Source organism: Modicisalibacter ilicicola DSM 19980 (assembly GCF_900128925.1).
Classification (GTDB): Bacteria; Pseudomonadota; Gammaproteobacteria; order Pseudomonadales; family Halomonadaceae; genus Modicisalibacter; species Modicisalibacter ilicicola.
On sequence record NZ_FQUJ01000004.1, the window covers coordinates 183,178 to 199,336 of the forward strand.

General features: G+C 60.6%; 15 protein-coding genes and 1 pseudogene. 10 read left to right on the plus strand and 6 right to left on the minus strand.

Features of this window, described 5'->3' with window-relative positions:
• Positions 1–11: 11 nt before the first annotated feature.
• The 4 genes from BUA41_RS05375 to BUA41_RS05390 all read left to right on the plus strand — a co-directional run bounded on the left by BUA41_RS05375 (position 12) and on the right by BUA41_RS05390 (position 4,086).
• Positions 12–947, plus strand: coding sequence for a LysR substrate-binding domain-containing protein (locus tag BUA41_RS05375; RefSeq protein ID WP_072820490.1), 936 nt, complete (start codon positions 12–14; stop codon positions 945–947).
• A gap of 130 nt (positions 948–1,077) precedes the next feature.
• On the plus strand, positions 1,078–2,076 hold the full coding sequence (locus BUA41_RS05380) for a TRAP transporter substrate-binding protein (protein WP_072820493.1): 999 nt from the start codon (positions 1,078–1,080) through the stop codon (positions 2,074–2,076).
• Between the two features lie 73 nt (positions 2,077–2,149).
• Positions 2,150–2,707: a TRAP transporter small permease gene (locus BUA41_RS05385; protein WP_217652774.1), complete on the plus strand. Its 558-nt coding sequence runs from the start codon at positions 2,150–2,152 to the stop codon at positions 2,705–2,707.
• On the plus strand, positions 2,704–4,086 hold the full coding sequence (locus BUA41_RS05390) for a TRAP transporter large permease (RefSeq protein ID WP_072820495.1): 1,383 nt from the start codon (positions 2,704–2,706) through the stop codon (positions 4,084–4,086). The genes BUA41_RS05385 and BUA41_RS05390 overlap by 4 nt, the downstream gene beginning before the upstream one ends.
• Before the next feature lie 288 nt (positions 4,087–4,374).
• On the opposite strand, the pseudogene BUA41_RS05395 reads toward BUA41_RS05390, so the two are convergent.
• Positions 4,375–4,686, minus strand: a pseudogene (locus tag BUA41_RS05395) (transposase); the annotation flags it as partial.
• Positions 4,687–4,829: 143 nt separating this feature from the next.
• Positions 4,830–5,828, minus strand: coding sequence for an IS5 family transposase (locus BUA41_RS05400; RefSeq protein ID WP_072820499.1), 999 nt, complete (start codon positions 5,826–5,828; stop codon positions 4,830–4,832).
• Between the two features lie 414 nt (positions 5,829–6,242).
• On the opposite strand from BUA41_RS05400, the gene BUA41_RS19710 reads away from it, so the two are divergent.
• Entirely contained in the window at positions 6,243–6,533 is a 291-nt protein-coding gene (locus BUA41_RS19710; protein ID WP_072820501.1) for a transposase, read from the plus strand.
• A 206-nt stretch (positions 6,534–6,739) separates the two neighbouring features.
• Here BUA41_RS19710 and BUA41_RS05410 read toward each other — a convergent pair whose 3' ends face one another.
• Together BUA41_RS05410 and BUA41_RS05415 are read right to left on the minus strand one after the other, a co-directional pair.
• The gene (locus BUA41_RS05410; protein ID WP_072820503.1) at positions 6,740–7,975 is read right to left on the minus strand and encodes a tyrosine-type recombinase/integrase; all 1,236 of its coding nucleotides are present in this window, start codon (positions 7,973–7,975) and stop codon (positions 6,740–6,742) included.
• Positions 7,976–8,321: 346 nt separating this feature from the next.
• Entirely contained in the window at positions 8,322–9,185 is an 864-nt protein-coding gene (locus BUA41_RS05415) for a YicC/YloC family endoribonuclease (RefSeq protein ID WP_072820505.1), read from the minus strand.
• A gap of 127 nt (positions 9,186–9,312) precedes the next feature.
• On the opposite strand from BUA41_RS05415, the gene rph reads away from it, so the two are divergent.
• The gene (gene rph / locus BUA41_RS05420; protein WP_072820507.1) at positions 9,313–10,050 is read left to right on the plus strand and encodes a ribonuclease PH; all 738 of its coding nucleotides are present in this window, start codon (positions 9,313–9,315) and stop codon (positions 10,048–10,050) included.
• A 68-nt stretch (positions 10,051–10,118) separates the two neighbouring features.
• Here rph and BUA41_RS05425 read toward each other — a convergent pair whose 3' ends face one another.
• Positions 10,119–10,886: an exodeoxyribonuclease III gene (locus BUA41_RS05425; protein WP_072820510.1), complete on the minus strand. Its 768-nt coding sequence runs from the start codon at positions 10,884–10,886 to the stop codon at positions 10,119–10,121.
• A 103-nt stretch (positions 10,887–10,989) separates the two neighbouring features.
• Between BUA41_RS05425 and pyrE the strand changes: the two genes are divergently transcribed.
• The 4 genes from pyrE (at position 10,990) to rep (ending at position 14,992) form a co-directional block, all read left to right on the plus strand.
• On the plus strand, positions 10,990–11,652 hold the full coding sequence (gene pyrE, locus BUA41_RS05430) for an orotate phosphoribosyltransferase (RefSeq protein ID WP_072820811.1): 663 nt from the start codon (positions 10,990–10,992) through the stop codon (positions 11,650–11,652).
• Between the two features lie 26 nt (positions 11,653–11,678).
• On the plus strand, positions 11,679–12,233 hold the full coding sequence (locus BUA41_RS05435) for a YfaZ family outer membrane protein (RefSeq protein WP_072820512.1): 555 nt from the start codon (positions 11,679–11,681) through the stop codon (positions 12,231–12,233).
• 238 nt (positions 12,234–12,471) lie between these two features.
• Complete coding sequence (gene trmL, locus BUA41_RS05440) at positions 12,472–12,945, plus strand: tRNA (uridine(34)/cytosine(34)/5-carboxymethylaminomethyluridine(34)-2'-O)-methyltransferase TrmL (RefSeq protein WP_072820514.1); 474 nt, start codon at positions 12,472–12,474, stop codon at positions 12,943–12,945.
• Positions 12,946–12,949: 4 nt separating this feature from the next.
• The gene (gene rep / locus BUA41_RS05445; protein WP_072820516.1) at positions 12,950–14,992 is read left to right on the plus strand and encodes a DNA helicase Rep; all 2,043 of its coding nucleotides are present in this window, start codon (positions 12,950–12,952) and stop codon (positions 14,990–14,992) included.
• A gap of 76 nt (positions 14,993–15,068) precedes the next feature.
• Here the strand turns inward: rep and BUA41_RS05450 are convergent, their stop codons facing one another.
• Positions 15,069–15,881: a c-type cytochrome gene (locus BUA41_RS05450; RefSeq protein ID WP_245791852.1), complete on the minus strand. Its 813-nt coding sequence runs from the start codon at positions 15,879–15,881 to the stop codon at positions 15,069–15,071.
• Positions 15,882–16,159 lie beyond the last annotated feature (278 nt).

Consider the following 16,159-nt stretch of genomic DNA (forward strand, 5'->3'; position numbering starts at 1 on the left):
AGCCACACGCCATGCACTTCGATCTACAAGACTTACGGCTATTCATTCATGTCGCCGAGGCGTACAGCCTAACGGGGGGCGCCCAGCGTGCCCATCTCTCCACAGCGGCGGCTAGCACCCGCATGAAGGCGCTCGAGGGCCAGCTAGGCAGCCGGCTGTTCTATCGCAGTAGTCAGGGCGTGGAACTCACCCCGGCGGGTGATCGCCTGCTGCGCCATGCGCGTGCCATCCTACGTCAGGTCGAGCACGTGAAGAGCGATTTTTCAGGCTACGCTGACGGCGCGGCGGGACATCTGCGCATCTTCGCCAATACCACGGCGATAACCGAGTTCATGCCCGAGGTGCTGGCCAGGTTCCTGGCCACCCGGCCCGGTATTACCGTCGACCTGCAGGAACGCCTGACCCGGGATATCGTGCGTGGCGTGCTGGATGGCACGGCAGATCTGGGCATCGTGGCGGGGGTGGCCAAGGCACAGGGGCTGCAGTTACTGCCGTTCAGCCTGGATCGGCTAGTGCTGGCGGTGCCCCGCGGGCACGTACTGGCGAACAGGCCTCGGGTCAGCTTCCAGGAAACGCTGGCCTACCCGCATGTCGGGCTGCATGACGGCAGCACCCTGCTGCAGTTTCTTCAGGATCAGGTCAAGGACATGGGCAGAAGCCTGCCCCTGCGCATCCAGGTGCTCGGCTTCGAGCCGGCCTGCAGGATGATCGAGGCGGGCGTAGGCATCGGCATCCTGCCCGAGTCATGCGCGCTTCGCTATCAACGCACGCTAGCCATCCAGCTAGTTGAGCTGAGCGATGCCTGGGCACAGCGTGAACGCAGCATCGCCGTGCGCGAACTCGAAGCGCTTCCCAGCTGTGGGCGGGCGCTGGTCGAGGCGATCTTCGATCATGAAGGGTTCTCTCCTCCTTCCACCACAACTGATAAGCTGAGCTCAGTCCAGTAGCGTTCATCTGACACTAACCCCAGTTTGTTTAATTACTAATACGTCTTCTCAAGAGGCTGTGCCAGCATCAAGGGAATCTGGTCCAGCGCGACTGGATGCGAAATCATTACAAAGACAAGGAGTTTGCATCATGCCAACGCTCAAGTTCGCCTCACTCACTACCCTCGCGGCCAGTATCCTGATGGCCGGCACGGCTTTCGCCGCTGACCCTATCACTATCAAGTTTTCCCATGTAGTTGCCGAGAACTCCCCGAAGGGCCAGATGGCCGAGAAGTTCAAGGAGTTGGTCGAGAAGAGTTCGGTAGGTGACAAGGTTGACGTCGAGGTCTACCCCAACTCCCAGCTCTACGGGGACGATCAGGTCTTGGAAGCGATGCTATTGGGCGACGTTCAGCTCGCTGCGCCATCACTGTCCAAATTCCAGAAATACACCGACCAGCTCCAAGTCTACGATCTGCCGTTCCTGTTCGAGGACATGGCTGCGGTTGAGCGCTTCCAAAATAGCCCCACCGGCAAGCAGCTGCTGACCTCCATGCAGAACAAGGGCCTGATGGGCCTCGGCTATCAGCACAATGGCCTGAAGCAGCTGTCTGCCTCTGAGCCGCTGCGCGTTCCCGAGGATGCCGCTGGCAAGAAGTTCCGTATACAGACCTCCGACGTGCTACAGGCGCAGTTCGAGGAGATCGATGCTGCGCCACTCAAGAAGCCATTCTCTGAGGTCTTTATTCTGTTACAGACCGGTGCCATCGATGGCCAGGAGAATACTTACTCCAACATCTATTCGCAGAAATTCTACGAAGTACAGCCATACATCACCGAATCCAACCACGGTGTGATCGACTACATGGTGGTGACATCGGATCGCTTCTGGAACGGCCTGCCAGATGACGTACGTCCCGCCCTGCAAAAGGCCATGCAGGAGGCACTCGCCTACGGAAACTCGATCGCTGCCCAAGAGAACCAGGAGGCCAAGCAGGCGATCATCGATTCCGGCCAGTCCGAGATCATCGAGCTGACCCCTGAGCAGCGCCAGCAATGGGTCGACGCCATGAAACCAGTGTGGAACCAGTTCTCCGACGAGATTGGCCAAGACGTGATCGATGCTGCTCAGGCCGCCAACCAGGGCTGATCTGTCGGCTATTGATGAATGACGGCGAGTCCCGGCGGACTCGCCGTCATAATAAGTGTTCGAGGTTAGAATCATGATTGTGCGCTGGCTCAATAAGTTGGAAGAAACGATCTTTTGTGCGCTGCTGGTCGCCATGGTGTTCTTGGTCTGCGTCGAGGTGTTCTATCGCTTCGTCCTGGCCGAGGGCATCAGTTGGGCGCAGGAAGGCTCTCTTTATCTGTCAGGTTGGTTCGTACTGTTCGGCGTGTCGTGGGGGGTCAAGCATGGGACGCACATCGGCGTCGATGTGCTGGTCAAGAAACTACCACGCGGCGGACGCCGCATCGTCACGCTCGTTGCTCTCGCCGTCTGCCTGACCTACTGCGGCTTGCTTCTGGTCGGTAGCTTCCAATATCTATCCCTGACCCGCATGATCGGCATCGAGCTTCAGGACATTCCGATTCCCAAGTGGCAGGCCACGCTGATCTTGCCAATTGGCATGGGGTTGCTGGTGCTGCGTTTCGTCGAGCTGGGCTGGCGCGTGATCAAGGGAGATGCCGACAGCTTCGGCTTCTCGGATGAAGGCCAGGAAAGCATGCGTCTTGCCGAACAGCGCGACCCCGCAGACTATGACAAGGAGGGCCGCCCGTGACTATCGCGACCCTGTTTATTTTATTATTCGCTGCCATTTTTCTGGGCATGCCGATCGCCTTTGCACTGGGCTTTTCCAGTGTGACGACGATCCTGCTGTTCTCCAATGATTCGCTGGGCTCAATCGCTATCAAGCTGTTCGAGGCGGTATCCCATCACTATACGCTGCTGGCAATACCCTTCTTCATCCTGTCCAGCGCCTTCCTGTCCACAGGCGGCGTGGCGCGACGACTGATCAACTTTGCAACCGATGTCGTGGGCCACGTCAAGGGCGGGCTGGCGATGGCCTCGGTGATGGCCTGCATGCTATTCGCCGCTGTCTCTGGCTCATCGCCGGCTACGGTCGCCGCAATCGGCTCGATTACCATCGCTGGCATGGTGCGCCAGGGCTATCCTCAATCCTATGCCGCCGGGGCGATCGCCAACGCCGGTACGCTGGGCATCCTGATTCCGCCCTCGATCGTCATGCTGGTCTATTCAGCGGCTACAGAAGTGTCAGCAGCCAAAATGTTCATGGCTGGCCTAATTCCGGGGCTAATGATGGGGGGCATCCTGATGGTCGCCATCTATATCTCGGCACGCTACTTAAAATTACCGGCACAGCCCTTCCCCGGCTTCGGGCAGCTGCTTCGCTCCGGTGGAAAAGCCTTGGCCGGCCTGCTGCTGATCCTGCTGGTGCTGGGTACGATCTATGGAGGTGTAGCCAGCCCCACCGAGGCGGCAGCTATTGCCGCGGTCTATGCCTGGCTGGTCGCCGTGGTCGGCTATCGTGACATGGGGCCGCTCAAGGATGATCCCTGGCGTCGGCCGGGCGAGAGCTTAGGCGCGGCGCTACTGCGTAGCCTGTGGCAAGTACCGAAGGCCATCGTAGGCTCATTCGGGGACCACGAGGTGCGTGGGGTAGTGCTGGATGGTGCCAAGGTGGCGATGATGCTGCTGTTCATCATCGCCAATGCCATGCTATTCGCTCACGTGCTGACTACCGAGCGCATCCCGCATACCATCGCCGAGACGATCGTCTCCTGGGGCCTGCCAGCGTGGGGGTTTTTAATCGTCATGAACTTGCTGCTGTTGGCGGCAGGCAACTTCATGGAACCCTCAGCGATCCTGTTGATCATGGCGCCGATCCTGTTTCCCATCGCCATGCAGTTGGGTATCGATCCGATCCACCTAGGTATCATCATGGTGGTCAACATGGAGATCGGTATGCTCACTCCGCCGGTGGGGCTCAATCTGTTCGTTACCGCCGGGATAACGGGACGCCCGGTCGGCTGGGTCATCAAAGCGGCCCTACCGTGGCTGGCACTATTATTGTGCTTCTTGATATTAATAACTTACATTCCTTCAATCTCTCTGTGGTTGCCGAATCTGCTGTCCTGAGCCGTCATGTCGTGTCAGCAGTTTTACCTGCTTACTTTGGGGCTTTTTTAAGAAAGCCCCAGTTTTCAGGCCACACTCTATTGTGTCCGGTAGAGGTCCAGGCTGTATGAAAACAGGAAAGGCCCGCTTTAATCGAGGGGCTGCCCCCTCAGTTGCCTGACGGTCCCTCCGAGGCCAGCTTTTGAAGCCTGCTGCTTGATGGGGCGGCAGCCTACCGAAATAAATAGACGCACTACCAAAAGTATCGCTGCTGCACCCAAGTTCTGGAAGCGTGTGAAAAGGGCTATGTTAAGCCCTTGCGACCCGTATCAACTCGTTGACGCCCAAAATGCTCATCACTCGCTTTAAGTCGGAGGCCAATACGTGCAGGCTCATCTCCGTGCTTACATTGGCGAGCCGCTTTGTCAGGAAATGCGTCGAGCCCATCCAGGCTTTCAGCGTCCCGAATGGATGCTCCAAAGTTTGTCGCCTTAGACGCATCATCTCTGGCTTCCAGTCGAGACGTGCCTGCGCGGCTTCAAGTATCTCTTCATGCTCCCAGCGCTTGATCCGTCGCTGCTTTCCCGTAGTGCACCTTTCCTTTATTGAGCAACCTTCACATGGCGTTCAGGAACCACTGAACAATTCACCATTGATCGGCTGATGCGCTCAGCGCAGTAAATTCCGCTTCTCAGCGGTTAATTTCTGACCACCACAGACGGCCTATTTCCTGGCAGCCGGATTCTCCGGCTGCCAGGCCATATTCAAGGCGTACTGACCCCTTCAACTTGGCCCTCGCATCGTGTCGCCAGCACCAGGTTGGCCAGTCCGAACAGGCTGAAGAGTTGCGCCTGGTTCTTGGTCAGCCCCTTGTAGCGCACCTTCCGGTAGCCGAAGAGGTTCTTGATGACATGAAACGGGTGCTCGACCTTGGCACGGATGCTGGCCTTGGCCTTCTCGAATGCCAGTAGCAGCGTCTTCATGGGGCTGTCTTCCATCTTCTTAAGAATGCCACGCTTGGCCGCGATGTAGCACCGGGAACCCGGGGCGTCCTTCTCTTCGTCCAGGTACTTCCACATGCCGGTGTACCCGGCATCGCCGTATACCCGTTTGTCGTCATCCCGGACCAGATGGCCTGCCATGGTGACATCTGCCACGTTAGCCGAGGTGGCAGCGACACTGTGGGTCAGGCCGGTGACGGCATCGACGCCGATATGGGCCTTCATGCCGAAATACCACTGGTTGCCCTTCTTGGTCTGCTTCATCTCCGGATCGCGCTGCTTGGCCTTGTTCTTGGTGGAGGGCGCGGCGGCCACGATAGTGGCGTCGACGATGGTGCCCTCGCGCATGAACAGGCCCTGCTCGGCCAGGCTGGCGTTGATCTCCTCGAAGATCCGTTGGGTCAGGGCATGCTTCTCCAACAGATGGCGGAAACGCAGCAGTGTGGTCGCGTCCGGCACGCTCTCGATGGCCAGGTCAATACCAATGAAATCGCGCATGGCCTGACTATCATAGATCGCATCTTCGAGCGCCTCGTCGGCGAGCGCATACCACTGTTGGAGGAAGTAGATCCGCAGCATGCGCGCCAGGCCGATGGGCGGACGGCCGCGCTTGCCCGCTGCGTTGGGGAAGTAGGACGGTGACAGCGCGTCGATCAGCCGTTGCCAAGGCACCAGGGCGTCCATCTGGGCCAGGAACCGCTCACGGCGGGTAACCTTTTTCTTGTTTTGGTGCTCAGCCTGTGCGAACGAGATCTGCTTCATCGGGTGGCTCTGTCAGACGGTGGCGGGATGGTCAGATTCTACCTTGCCGTTGGCGATCAGGCAGTTACGGCGGGATTTATGCAGCGTTTCCTTCACTACAGCCAGACGCATATGGGGCGGCTTCTTAAGCGGTGGGGATGGTCCTGGTAGAAGTTCAGACGACAGGATATCCGCCGCGACGAAGCCGCTATCGAACACTGGCGAGACGTGATCTGGCCGGAATTAAAAAACAGGCTTAGGAGCAGAAAGAAACCCTGATCTTCATAGATGAGTCGAGCTTCACCTCTGCTCGCATCATCGGAAGACGTTTGCTCCCGTGGGCAGGACCCGGTCGTCAAAGGGAAGCGAGGGCAGTCGCCCCGCCACATGGTACTTGGCGCCGTGTTACTTCAGGGATGAACCTATTTCAGTTGGATGCCGGGAACCGTTACCGGGGCCACCATCGTTACCTTCCTGAAGACGCTGCTCCGGTACTGGCGCGGCAAACTGCGAGTCATCTGGGACAACGCCCCGGTTAATCGATGCCGAGAGGTTCGTGAGTGGCTGTGCCAGCCGAACGTTCAGGCACGTCTGAGTCTGGAGTCGCTGCCACCTTATGCGCCTGAACTGAATCCAACGGAGTCCTTATGGAGTTGGATAAAACGCAAACGGGCGAACTTGATGTTCAAGGATGCGCTGGGTTTAGGCAATGGCTTAAACGCATGACATCGTGGATAAAGCGATGTCGTGATCATGTCAAGAAACTGCTGAAAGCCTCACCCGTTTATTATGGTGAGGTCAGTAGTTGACCACTACAAGTGGCGAATTCAGAGCTGAAGCTATAAGTGCAAGAAACAGAAGGAGGATAGGTCGCACAGCACGTGACCTGCCTCCCTTGGGTGGTGTGCTTACGCTTTCGCTATCTCACCATCTTATTCAACGTCCATTGATACACAGCTGATGGCAGGCTCAACCAGCTTTGCCACTTTGGTCAGGGCCTCTTTCCGTTCATTAAAGTAGTCATGACGGTCGTAAATGCCCTCTGTCCCCTTCAGCTTGTGATTCAAGCAGCGCTCAGCGACATGCCCAGGCACACCTACTGCAGCCAGCAAGCTGCGGCAAGTACGTCGCAGATCGTGAACTGTAAACTCGGCAATATTTCCCATTTTATTCTCTGGTTGCGGTTTCTTGCCTGGTTCCTTACCGAATTGCTTAGCAATGGCACGATTCAGCGTGTCCTTGCCCATGTAGGGCCGCTTACTGCTGCGGCGGTTAGGAAAGACATAGTCCGAGCCGCAGGCGCGGATCTTAAGCTCTTCCAGCCAGCCTACCGCTTGCGGAGGAAGAGGGATGGCAATTCCGGTGCCAGTCTTGCTGCGCGCAGCAGAGAGCTCCCATCGTCTGCTCTTCAAGTCGAATTCTGACCATTGGGCTTCGGTCAGCTCGGCCTTGCGAACCCCCAAAACTAGGAGTAGGGCGCAGGCGAGGTAGTTGTCGCGGCTGAAGCTGTCGCTGTTTTCCCTGAAGACTTGGAAGACATGGTGAATCTCACTGAGGCTCAGCGCCCGGTCGCGGCTTTTCTCGATGCCTCCCGCATCGTTGACGTTGAAGGCCGCGGCCGGGTTGTAGGTGAGCAACCCTAGCTTAATGGCGTGATTGAACAGCTGCTTCAGGTACATCAGGGTGTCGTTAGCAATGGCCGGGCGACCACTGCTGGCGACTTTCCTGATGATGGCTCGTACATCCATAGGGGTGACCCTTTCTAGGGTCAGATGTCCGATCGAGGGCGACACCTCCTTCTCGAAGATTCGCTTCGGGATGTTTGGATGCTTGAGGCGCTTCTCCAAGTCGTGATGCCAATCTCCGAAGAGTTCCCTGACGGTGTGAATTTTGATCTGCTCCTCACGCTTGCGCTCTTCGAGGGGGTCGACGCCGTTGCGGATGGCCCTTTGGACCTCTACAGCTTTCTCGCGAGCCTCTGCCAAGGAACGGTCAGCGTACTTGTCTAGCGTCAGCTCACGCCGCTTTCCGGCGAATGTGTACCGCAGCATCCAGTAGGGTGCGCCCTTTCTGGGGATCATCAGGTAGAGGCCGTTGCCGTCGCTGTAGCGTCCAGGTCTTCCGTCCTTGATCAGGGACTGGATCTTCTTGGCGGTAAAGCTTCCCATTAGACTCCCCTCAGCGTGCCGGAAAAATTGAAACAGTTGCTTGATTGAGTGGCAGGCAGGATAGGGCGTGAATCAACAAATGCTTGTCTAGCAAGCTTTTGAGGCGGAGCTGCCAAAGCATGTGCGCTGTTGCACGGGGTGACGAAGCGCGAGTGCGAGCGTTTGAAGTGGGGAGTACCCATTGGAAAATATCGCCTTTTGGTGGGTAGTACGCCGGTTTGCTCCCCATTGTACTCCCCACTTGGCGCTGGATTAAGCTAGATTTTCGTAGACTTCCGTAGACAAAGCCTCAATGTTTTCTGTTAAAAAATAATGAGTTGTAGGTTCCCATGGAAGGTCATGGACATCACTCGATGTTCTGGATCTGCTCCCGCATCTGCTCGATCAGCACCTTGAGCTCCACCGCGCAGCGGGTGGTGTCCGCGACCACGGATTTCGAGGATAGGGTGTTGGCCTCGCGGTTGAGCTCCTGCATCAAGAAATCCAGGCGACGGCCGACCGGGCCCTTCTGCTTGAGCTGGCGCTCGACCTCGGTGACGTGGGTCTCGAGGCGGTCGAGTTCCTCGTCGACATCGGCCTTCTGGGCGAGCAGTGCGATCTCGGTCTCGAGGCGCTGGGGGTCGAGATCGGCCTCGAGGGCGGCAAGGCGTTCCGAGAGCTGGTGGCGCTGGCGTTCGAGTATCGAGGGCAGCAGTGCGCGGACCTCGGCCACCTGGCCGCGCACGGCCTGCAGGCGCAGATGGATGAGTTCCGCCAGGCGCTCGCCTTCCCGGGCGCGGCCGGCGATCAAGTCAGTGAGGGCGTCGTCGAACAGGGTCGATGCCTCGCGCTTTACCTCGTCCAGGTCGGTGCCCTGAACCTCGATCACCCCGGGATGATCGAGCAACGCCAGGGCGTCGGGGGATGTCGCCTCGGGGATTTCGGCACGAATCTCCTGCAGCGCACGGCCGAGTTCCGCGAGGCGAGAGCGGTTGACGGTGAGAGATTCCCCGGTAGTGGCGGGCTCGAAGCGCAGCGTGCACTCCACCTTGCCCCGGGCCAGGCGGTTGCGCAGGCTATCGCGAAAGGTCGGCTCGAGATCGCGCAGGGATTCCGGCAGTCGGAAATGCGGCTCCAGATAGCGCTGGTTCACCGAGCGCAGCTCCAGTTGCAGGCTGCCCCAGGCGGCGTCCCGGGTCTGCCGGGTGAAGGCGGTCATGCTGTGGGCCATGGAAATATCCTCGCGCCGGAGTGAGTAAAGCACCGAGTGTAACGGATTCGAATCGGGCTGACGTGTAGAATGGCCTCCACCGATACACGTGTTTCTCACTCTCCGTCACAGGATTTCAAGAGGTACTATGCATTCAGCGAGCAGGCGCCCCAGCGGACGACAGCCGGACCAGACCCGACACATCACCCTCACTCGGGATTATACCCGCCATGCTGAAGGGTCGGTTCTGGTCACCTTCGGCGACACCAAGGTGCTGTGCAACGCCAGCGTCGAAGCCGGGGTGCCGCGCTGGCTGCGCGGCAAAGGTCAGGGCTGGGTGACGGCAGAATACGGCATGCTGCCGCGAGCCACCCATACTCGAGGGGGCCGGGAGGCGGCCCGCGGCAAGCAGGGCGGTCGCACCCTGGAGATCCAGCGCCTGATCGGCCGCAGCCTGCGCGCCGCGGTGAATCTCAAGAAGCTCGGTGAATACACCATCACCGTCGACTGCGACGTGATCCAGGCCGATGGCGGCACCCGTACCGCCTCGATCACCGGCGGTTGCGTGGCGCTGATCGACGCCATCCGCCATCTGCAGCGCCAGAAGCTGATCAAGGGCGATCCCTTCAAGGAGCTGGTCAGCTCGGTCTCGGTGGGCATGTTCCGCGGCACCCCGGTGGTGGACCTGGATTATCCCGAGGACAGCGGCGCCGAGACCGACATGAACGTGGTGATGACCGAAGGCGGCGGGTTGATCGAAGTCCAGGGCACCGCCGAGACGGCGGCGTTCTCCCGGGCCGAGCTCGATGCCATGCTCGATCTGGCCGAGAAGGCGGGTGCCGAGCTGTTCGCCCATCAGCGCGAGGCGCTGGGGCTGCGCGAGTGACTCGCCGCTGAAACACCGAACGCCGGCGTGAAGGCCGGCGTTCTTGTGGGCACGACGAAAATCGCGGGCTACAATTCCAGGTCGTACTCGACGATCAATGGCGCAAACTCGGAGAAGGTCGCCTCATGGTCGATCCAGGCGTCCACCACGTGACGGCGGAAGTTGGGGCCGACCAGTTGATAGTCGATGCGCCAGCCTTCCTGGCGCGCGCGCGGCACGTCCTGGTCGAGCTTGGGCCACCAGGTGTATTCCCCGGCGTCGCGGTTGATCTCGCGGAAGGTGTCGATGAAGCCGATGGGCCCGAATACCTGATCCATCCAGGCGCGTTCCTCGGGCTTGAAGCCCGGGGTGGTCTGGTTGTCTGCCCAGTTGGCCAGGTCCAGGGTCTTGTGGGCGATGTGCCAGGTACCGCAGATGATGTACTCTCGGCGCTTGCGGGCCATCTTGCCCAGGTAGTCCTGGTACTGGGCCATGAAGGCCTGCTTGGCGGCGTAGTCGCTGCCGTCGGGCATCAGGAAGCTGGCGATGCTGAAGCGGTCGTAGTCGGCCTGCAGGAAGCGTGCCTCGAGATCGCACTGCTCGAAGCCCAGGCCGTACATGATGGCCTTGGGGATCTTGCGGCAATAGAGGCCGACCCCCGAGAAACCCTCCTGCTCGGCATCCAGGAAGTAGCCCTCGTAGCCGGAAGGGTAGAGAATGCTGTCATCGAGCTCGAAGCTCTTGGCCTTCAGGTTCTGCACGCAGACGACGTCGGCATCCTGCTCGTCAAGCCAGTCGAGAAAGCCTCGCTCGACCGCTTCGCGAATTCCGTTGAGGTTGATGCTGGCGATTTTCATACATGGTCCCTTTTTCGTCGCGCGTGTATCATACCCGAGCTTTAGACGTTTGGGTAAATGGCGCTAATCAATAACCATGATAGGAAGGCTCGTGACCGATCACATGCAAGCGTATCAGCGTGAGTTCATAGCCTTCGCCATCGAACAGGGCGTGCTCACCTTCGGCGAGTTCACCCTGAAGTCCGGCCGTGTCAGCCCCTACTTCTTCAATGCCGGCCTGTTTCGCAGCGGTGCGGCGCTGGCGCGTCTGGGCCGTTTCTACGCCCAGGCGATCGTCGACAGCGGCCTCGAAACCGATATGCTGTTCGGACCGGCCTACAAGGGGATTTCCCTGGCATCCGCCACGGCCATCGCCCTGGCCGACCATCACGACCGTGACCTGCCCTTTGCCTTCAACCGCAAGGAGGCCAAGGATCACGGCGAAGGCGGCAACATCATCGGTGCCGAGCTCGAGGGCCGCATCCTGATCATAGACGATGTGATCACCGCCGGGACGGCCATCGGCGAGGTCATGGGGCTGATCGATGCCGCCGGCGCCCGGGCCGCCGGGGTGGTCATCGCCCTGGATCGCCAGGAACGCGGCCGGGGCGACGAGGCCCGCAGTGCCATTCAGGATGTCGAGGCGCGCTATGGTATGCCTGTAGTGAGTATCGTCAACCTCGATCAGGTGCTTGAATATCTAGAGGTGCACGCCGATAGCTCCCTAGCGGCGCATGCGAAGGCCATTCGGGCGTATCGGGACCGCTACGGTGTCCTGTCCGTGTAGAACGTTCAGATTCAAGGAGACAATCGATGAAAATCCGTTTGGCGCTGGTGGGCGCTACCTTTCTGAGTCTGGGAAGCGTTGCGGCCCAGGCCGGCAATCTTGACCTGAACCTCAACAACGATGCGGTGCAGTTCGAGGCCAACGGCAATCTCGCCCCCAATCTGGAACTCGGCGGGGGGCTTCTCAGCAGCGACGACAACGAGGATGTCACCGCCATGCATGCGCAGGTGATGGGAACCGAGTCCAACCGCGACTACGACGTCGGCATCGGTGCGCGCTGGAGCCAGTTCGATACCGATTACGGCGATGGCGGCGGTTTGGGCCTGGGGGGTTACGGCTACGTCTATGTGCCTGCCATCCCACGGCTCTCCCTGGGCGGCTACGGCTTCTATACCCCCGGTGTGGTCACCAGCGACGAGCTCGAGGACAGCCTCGAGTACGGCCTGCGGGCCCGCTACCGCGTGGTGCGCAATGTCGATGCCTACGTCGGCTACCGCCGGGTCGAGGCGGAATTCGACAATCGCCATGGCGACGAGACCCTGGACAGCGGGGCATTGGCCGGCTTGCGGATGATCTTCTGAGAGGGTGTCTACAAAATGCCTGCACTCGGCAATACAGCGTTGAAATTGTCATCAAAATGCTCATTTACCGCACGTAAACTGCGCTTTTTCTTCCAATTTCGCCTTGTCTTGCCTTCGTTCGCCTGTTTTGTAAACATCCTCTGAGGAACCGTTCATGAACCGATCATGAACGTGCGCCAGGTGCTTCCCGACTCGAGCTCCATTGCGGGGCTCGAGCGCGTTTTTGCCAGGTACTCCCATGCTTGACGTGGTGCTCTACGAGCCCGAGATTCCGCCCAACACCGGGAACCTGATCCGCTTGTGCGCCAATACCGGCTTTCGCCTGCATCTGATCGAACCCCTGGGCTTCGCCCTCGATGACAAGCGCTTGCGGCGGGCCGGGCTGGACTATCACGAATGGGCGAGGGTGCGGGTGCATGCGGACTGGCCGGCCTTTCTGCGCGATATCGCGCCGGCCCGGGTGTTCGCCGTGTCCACCCGGGGGCGCACCGGTTATCATGAGCCGGGCTATCGTGCGGGCGATGCCCTGGTGTTCGGCCCCGAGACGCGCGGCCTGCCCCAGGCGATGCTTGATGACCTGCCCCGCGGGCAGCGGCTGCGTATTCCCATGCTGCCCGACAGCCGCAGCCTGAATCTCTCCAACGCCTGTGCGGTGATCGTGTTCGAGGCCTGGCGCCAGTTGGAATTCGCCGGTGCCGTCGACCCTGAGTAATGTGATGTCCATTCAGCAACGTCTTGCCAAGCTCAACCCTCGTCAGCAGGAAGCCGTGCGCTACATCGACGGCCCCTGCCTGGTGCTCGCCGGCGCCGGCTCGGGCAAGACCAGCGTGATCACCACCAAGATCGCCTACCTGGTCCAGGAGTGCGGCATGAGCGCCCGCCGGATCGCCGCGGTGACCTTCACCAACAAGGCCGCCCGGGAGATGAAGGAGCGGGTCGGGCAGATGCTCAAGGGCCGCGAGGGCCACGGCCTGACGGTCTCGACCTTCCATACCCTGGGGCTCAACATCATCCGGGCCGAACTCAAGGCGCTCGGCTACAAGCCGGGTTTCTCGCTGTTCGACCCGGAGGATGCCAAGGTGTTGCTGCGCGACCTGATGCAAAAGGACGCCCAGGTCGATGCCGACCAGATCAACCGCGTGCAGAACCAGATCTCCACCTGGAAGAACGACCTGATATTACCGGCCCAGGCGCTTTCCCGTGCGGTGGACGAGGACGAGCAGTATTGCGCGCGGCTTTTCGAGGCCTACAACCGACACCTGAAGGCCTACAATGCCGTCGATTTCGACGACCTGATCCTGCTGCCGGTGGTGCTGCTGTCGAGCGATGTCGAGGCGCTGGCCCGCTGGCGGCGCAAGATCCACTACATGCTGGTCGACGAGTACCAGGACACCAACGTCAGCCAGTACCTGCTGGTCAAGCTGTTGATGGGCGAGCGTGCCACCTTCACCGTGGTTGGCGACGACGATCAGTCGATCTATGCCTGGCGCGGCGCCCGTCCAGAGAACTTGGTCACCCTCGGCGAAGACTTCTCTCGCTTGCGGGTCATCAAGCTGGAGCAGAACTACCGCTCCACCGGGGTGATCCTGCGGGCCGCCAACACCCTGATTGCCAACAATCCCCACGTCTACGAGAAGACCCTGTGGTCGGACATGGGCCAGGGCGATCCGATTCGCATCGTCGTCAATCGCCACGAGGAGGCCGAGGCGGAGCGGGTAGCCAGCGAGATCCTCACCCGGCGCATCAAGGAATCCGCCGAGTGGCGTGACTTCGCGGTGCTCTACCGGGGCAACTTCCAGGCCCGGCTGCTCGAGCTCAAGCTGCAGCACTACCAGATTCCCTACAAGCTTTCCGGCGGCACCTCCTTCTTCTCGCGCAACGAGATCAAGGACGCCATGGCCTACCTGCGCCTGCTGATCAACCCCGGCGACGACAATGCCTTCCTGCGCATCGTCAACGTGCCCCGCCGCGAGATCGGCCCCGGCACCCTGGAAAAGCTCGCCAACTATGCCAACGACCAGGCCACCGGGCGCGGCGTATCGCTGTTCGCCGCCTGTCACGAACTGGGACTCGAGCAGATTTTGTCGACCCGGGCCGTGGAGCGCCTGGGCCGCTTCGTGCATTTCATCGACGGCGTGCGCAGGCGCATGGACCAGAATGATGCCATCGCGGCGATTCGCGAGATGATCCGTGACATGGACTACGAGGCCTGGCTGTTCCAGAACGCCAGCGCGCCGACCATCGCCGAACGGCGCATGGCCAACGTATGGACCCTGATCGACCAGCTCGAGAAGTCCATGGAGCGCGAGGAAGGTGAAGAGACCGACGATGTCGAGTCGGCGATCTCGCGGCTGGTGCTGCGCGACATCCTCGAACAGCAGGCCGAGGAAGACGACTCCGACCGGGTGCAGCTTCTGACCATGCACGCCTCCAAGGGCCTGGAGTTTCCCCACGTCTACCTGATGGGGCTTGAAGAAGAGCTGCTGCCGCATCGCAACTCCATCGAGGCCGGCACGGTGGAGGAGGAGCGGCGTCTGGCCTACGTGGGCATCACCCGCGCCCGACGCACCCTGACCTTGACCCTGGCGCGCCAGCGCAAGGCCTATGGCGAACTGATGGACTGCACGCCCAGCCGCTTTCTCGACGAACTGCCCGAGGAGGATCTGGAGTGGGAAGGCCGTGCCGACAAGGAAGACCCGGACAGGAAGCAGGCCCGGGGCAAGGATGCCATCGCCGGGTTGCGTTCGTTGCTGGGCTAGCCCGGTCGTCATGGACGAAAAGAGCCCCGCACGGCAGCTGCCATGCGGGGCTCGAAGCGCGTGAGCCGGGGCTACATCAGGGAGTCTGCTGGCTGTAGTACTCGGCGATGTCGGTGATGTCCTCGTCGGAGAGCGAGGAGGCCATGGGCGTCATGACCGCGGACATGCCACCCTGACGCTCGCCGGCGCGATAGGCCTTCAGGGCGCTCTCCATATAGGCGGCATTCTGCCCCGCGAGGTTGGGGTACATGGGCGCGGTGCCCATGCCGTCCTGGCCATGGCAGGCCACACAGCTTCCGATCTTGTCGGCGCCGGGCAGATCGGAAGCGCCGTCGTTGCCCGCGGCCGCCGTCTCGGCAGCACCGCCCTGATCGGCATTCGCACCTTCTTGGTCGCCGCCGGCATCATTTTGTGCCATCGCCTGCTGTTCCTGCTGCCCTGCATCCGCGCTGGCGGCCTCCTGGCCCTCGCCGGAGGCCTCACCGCCATCGGAAGCGGCCTGTTCGCCACTCCCCTGAGCGGGAACGTCCATGACGGGCTCGAGCAAATAGGCCGTCGCGGCATGCATTTCCTCATCCGAAAGGTTGGGATTGCCCCCCCGGGCCGGCATGGCATTGAAGCCGTTGATGGAGTGGGCCAACAGAGTGTCGAAGCCCTTGGATGTTCGCTCCGACCAGGCCGCCTCGTCGCTGCGGACCGGTGCACCGGCAGCCCCGGTCTCGTGGCACGCCATGCATACGCTATTGTAGATTTCCTCGCCGGACTTGCCGCCGCTGTCGCCGCCACCGCTTGCCGCCGCCGCTGCAGGAGAGCCGCTGCCGCAATCGTCGCCTTGCAGGCACAGCTCGCCCACCGGCTTGAGCCGCTCGGCGATTGCCTCCTTGGACATGTTGGAATCCTGCGCTGAAGCCATACCGGCAATCAGGCCAAGAGTGGCCAGAGTTGCCATGATCGGTTTCTTGAATTTCACTCTCACCACCTCTTGCGGTCTTGTCGGTAAACGCGATTCGGCGCCAATGCTCGAAAGCCGACAGTATAGCGGCAACCGGTGGAGCTGGAAAATGCACTCTTCTGCGCCATTGGGCGCATCGTGCCGGTTGATGTCCAAGGTAGTGCCGATGGTGGCTGGACACAGCGAGATCAGGCGCGTAGGATACTGCGCGTCGA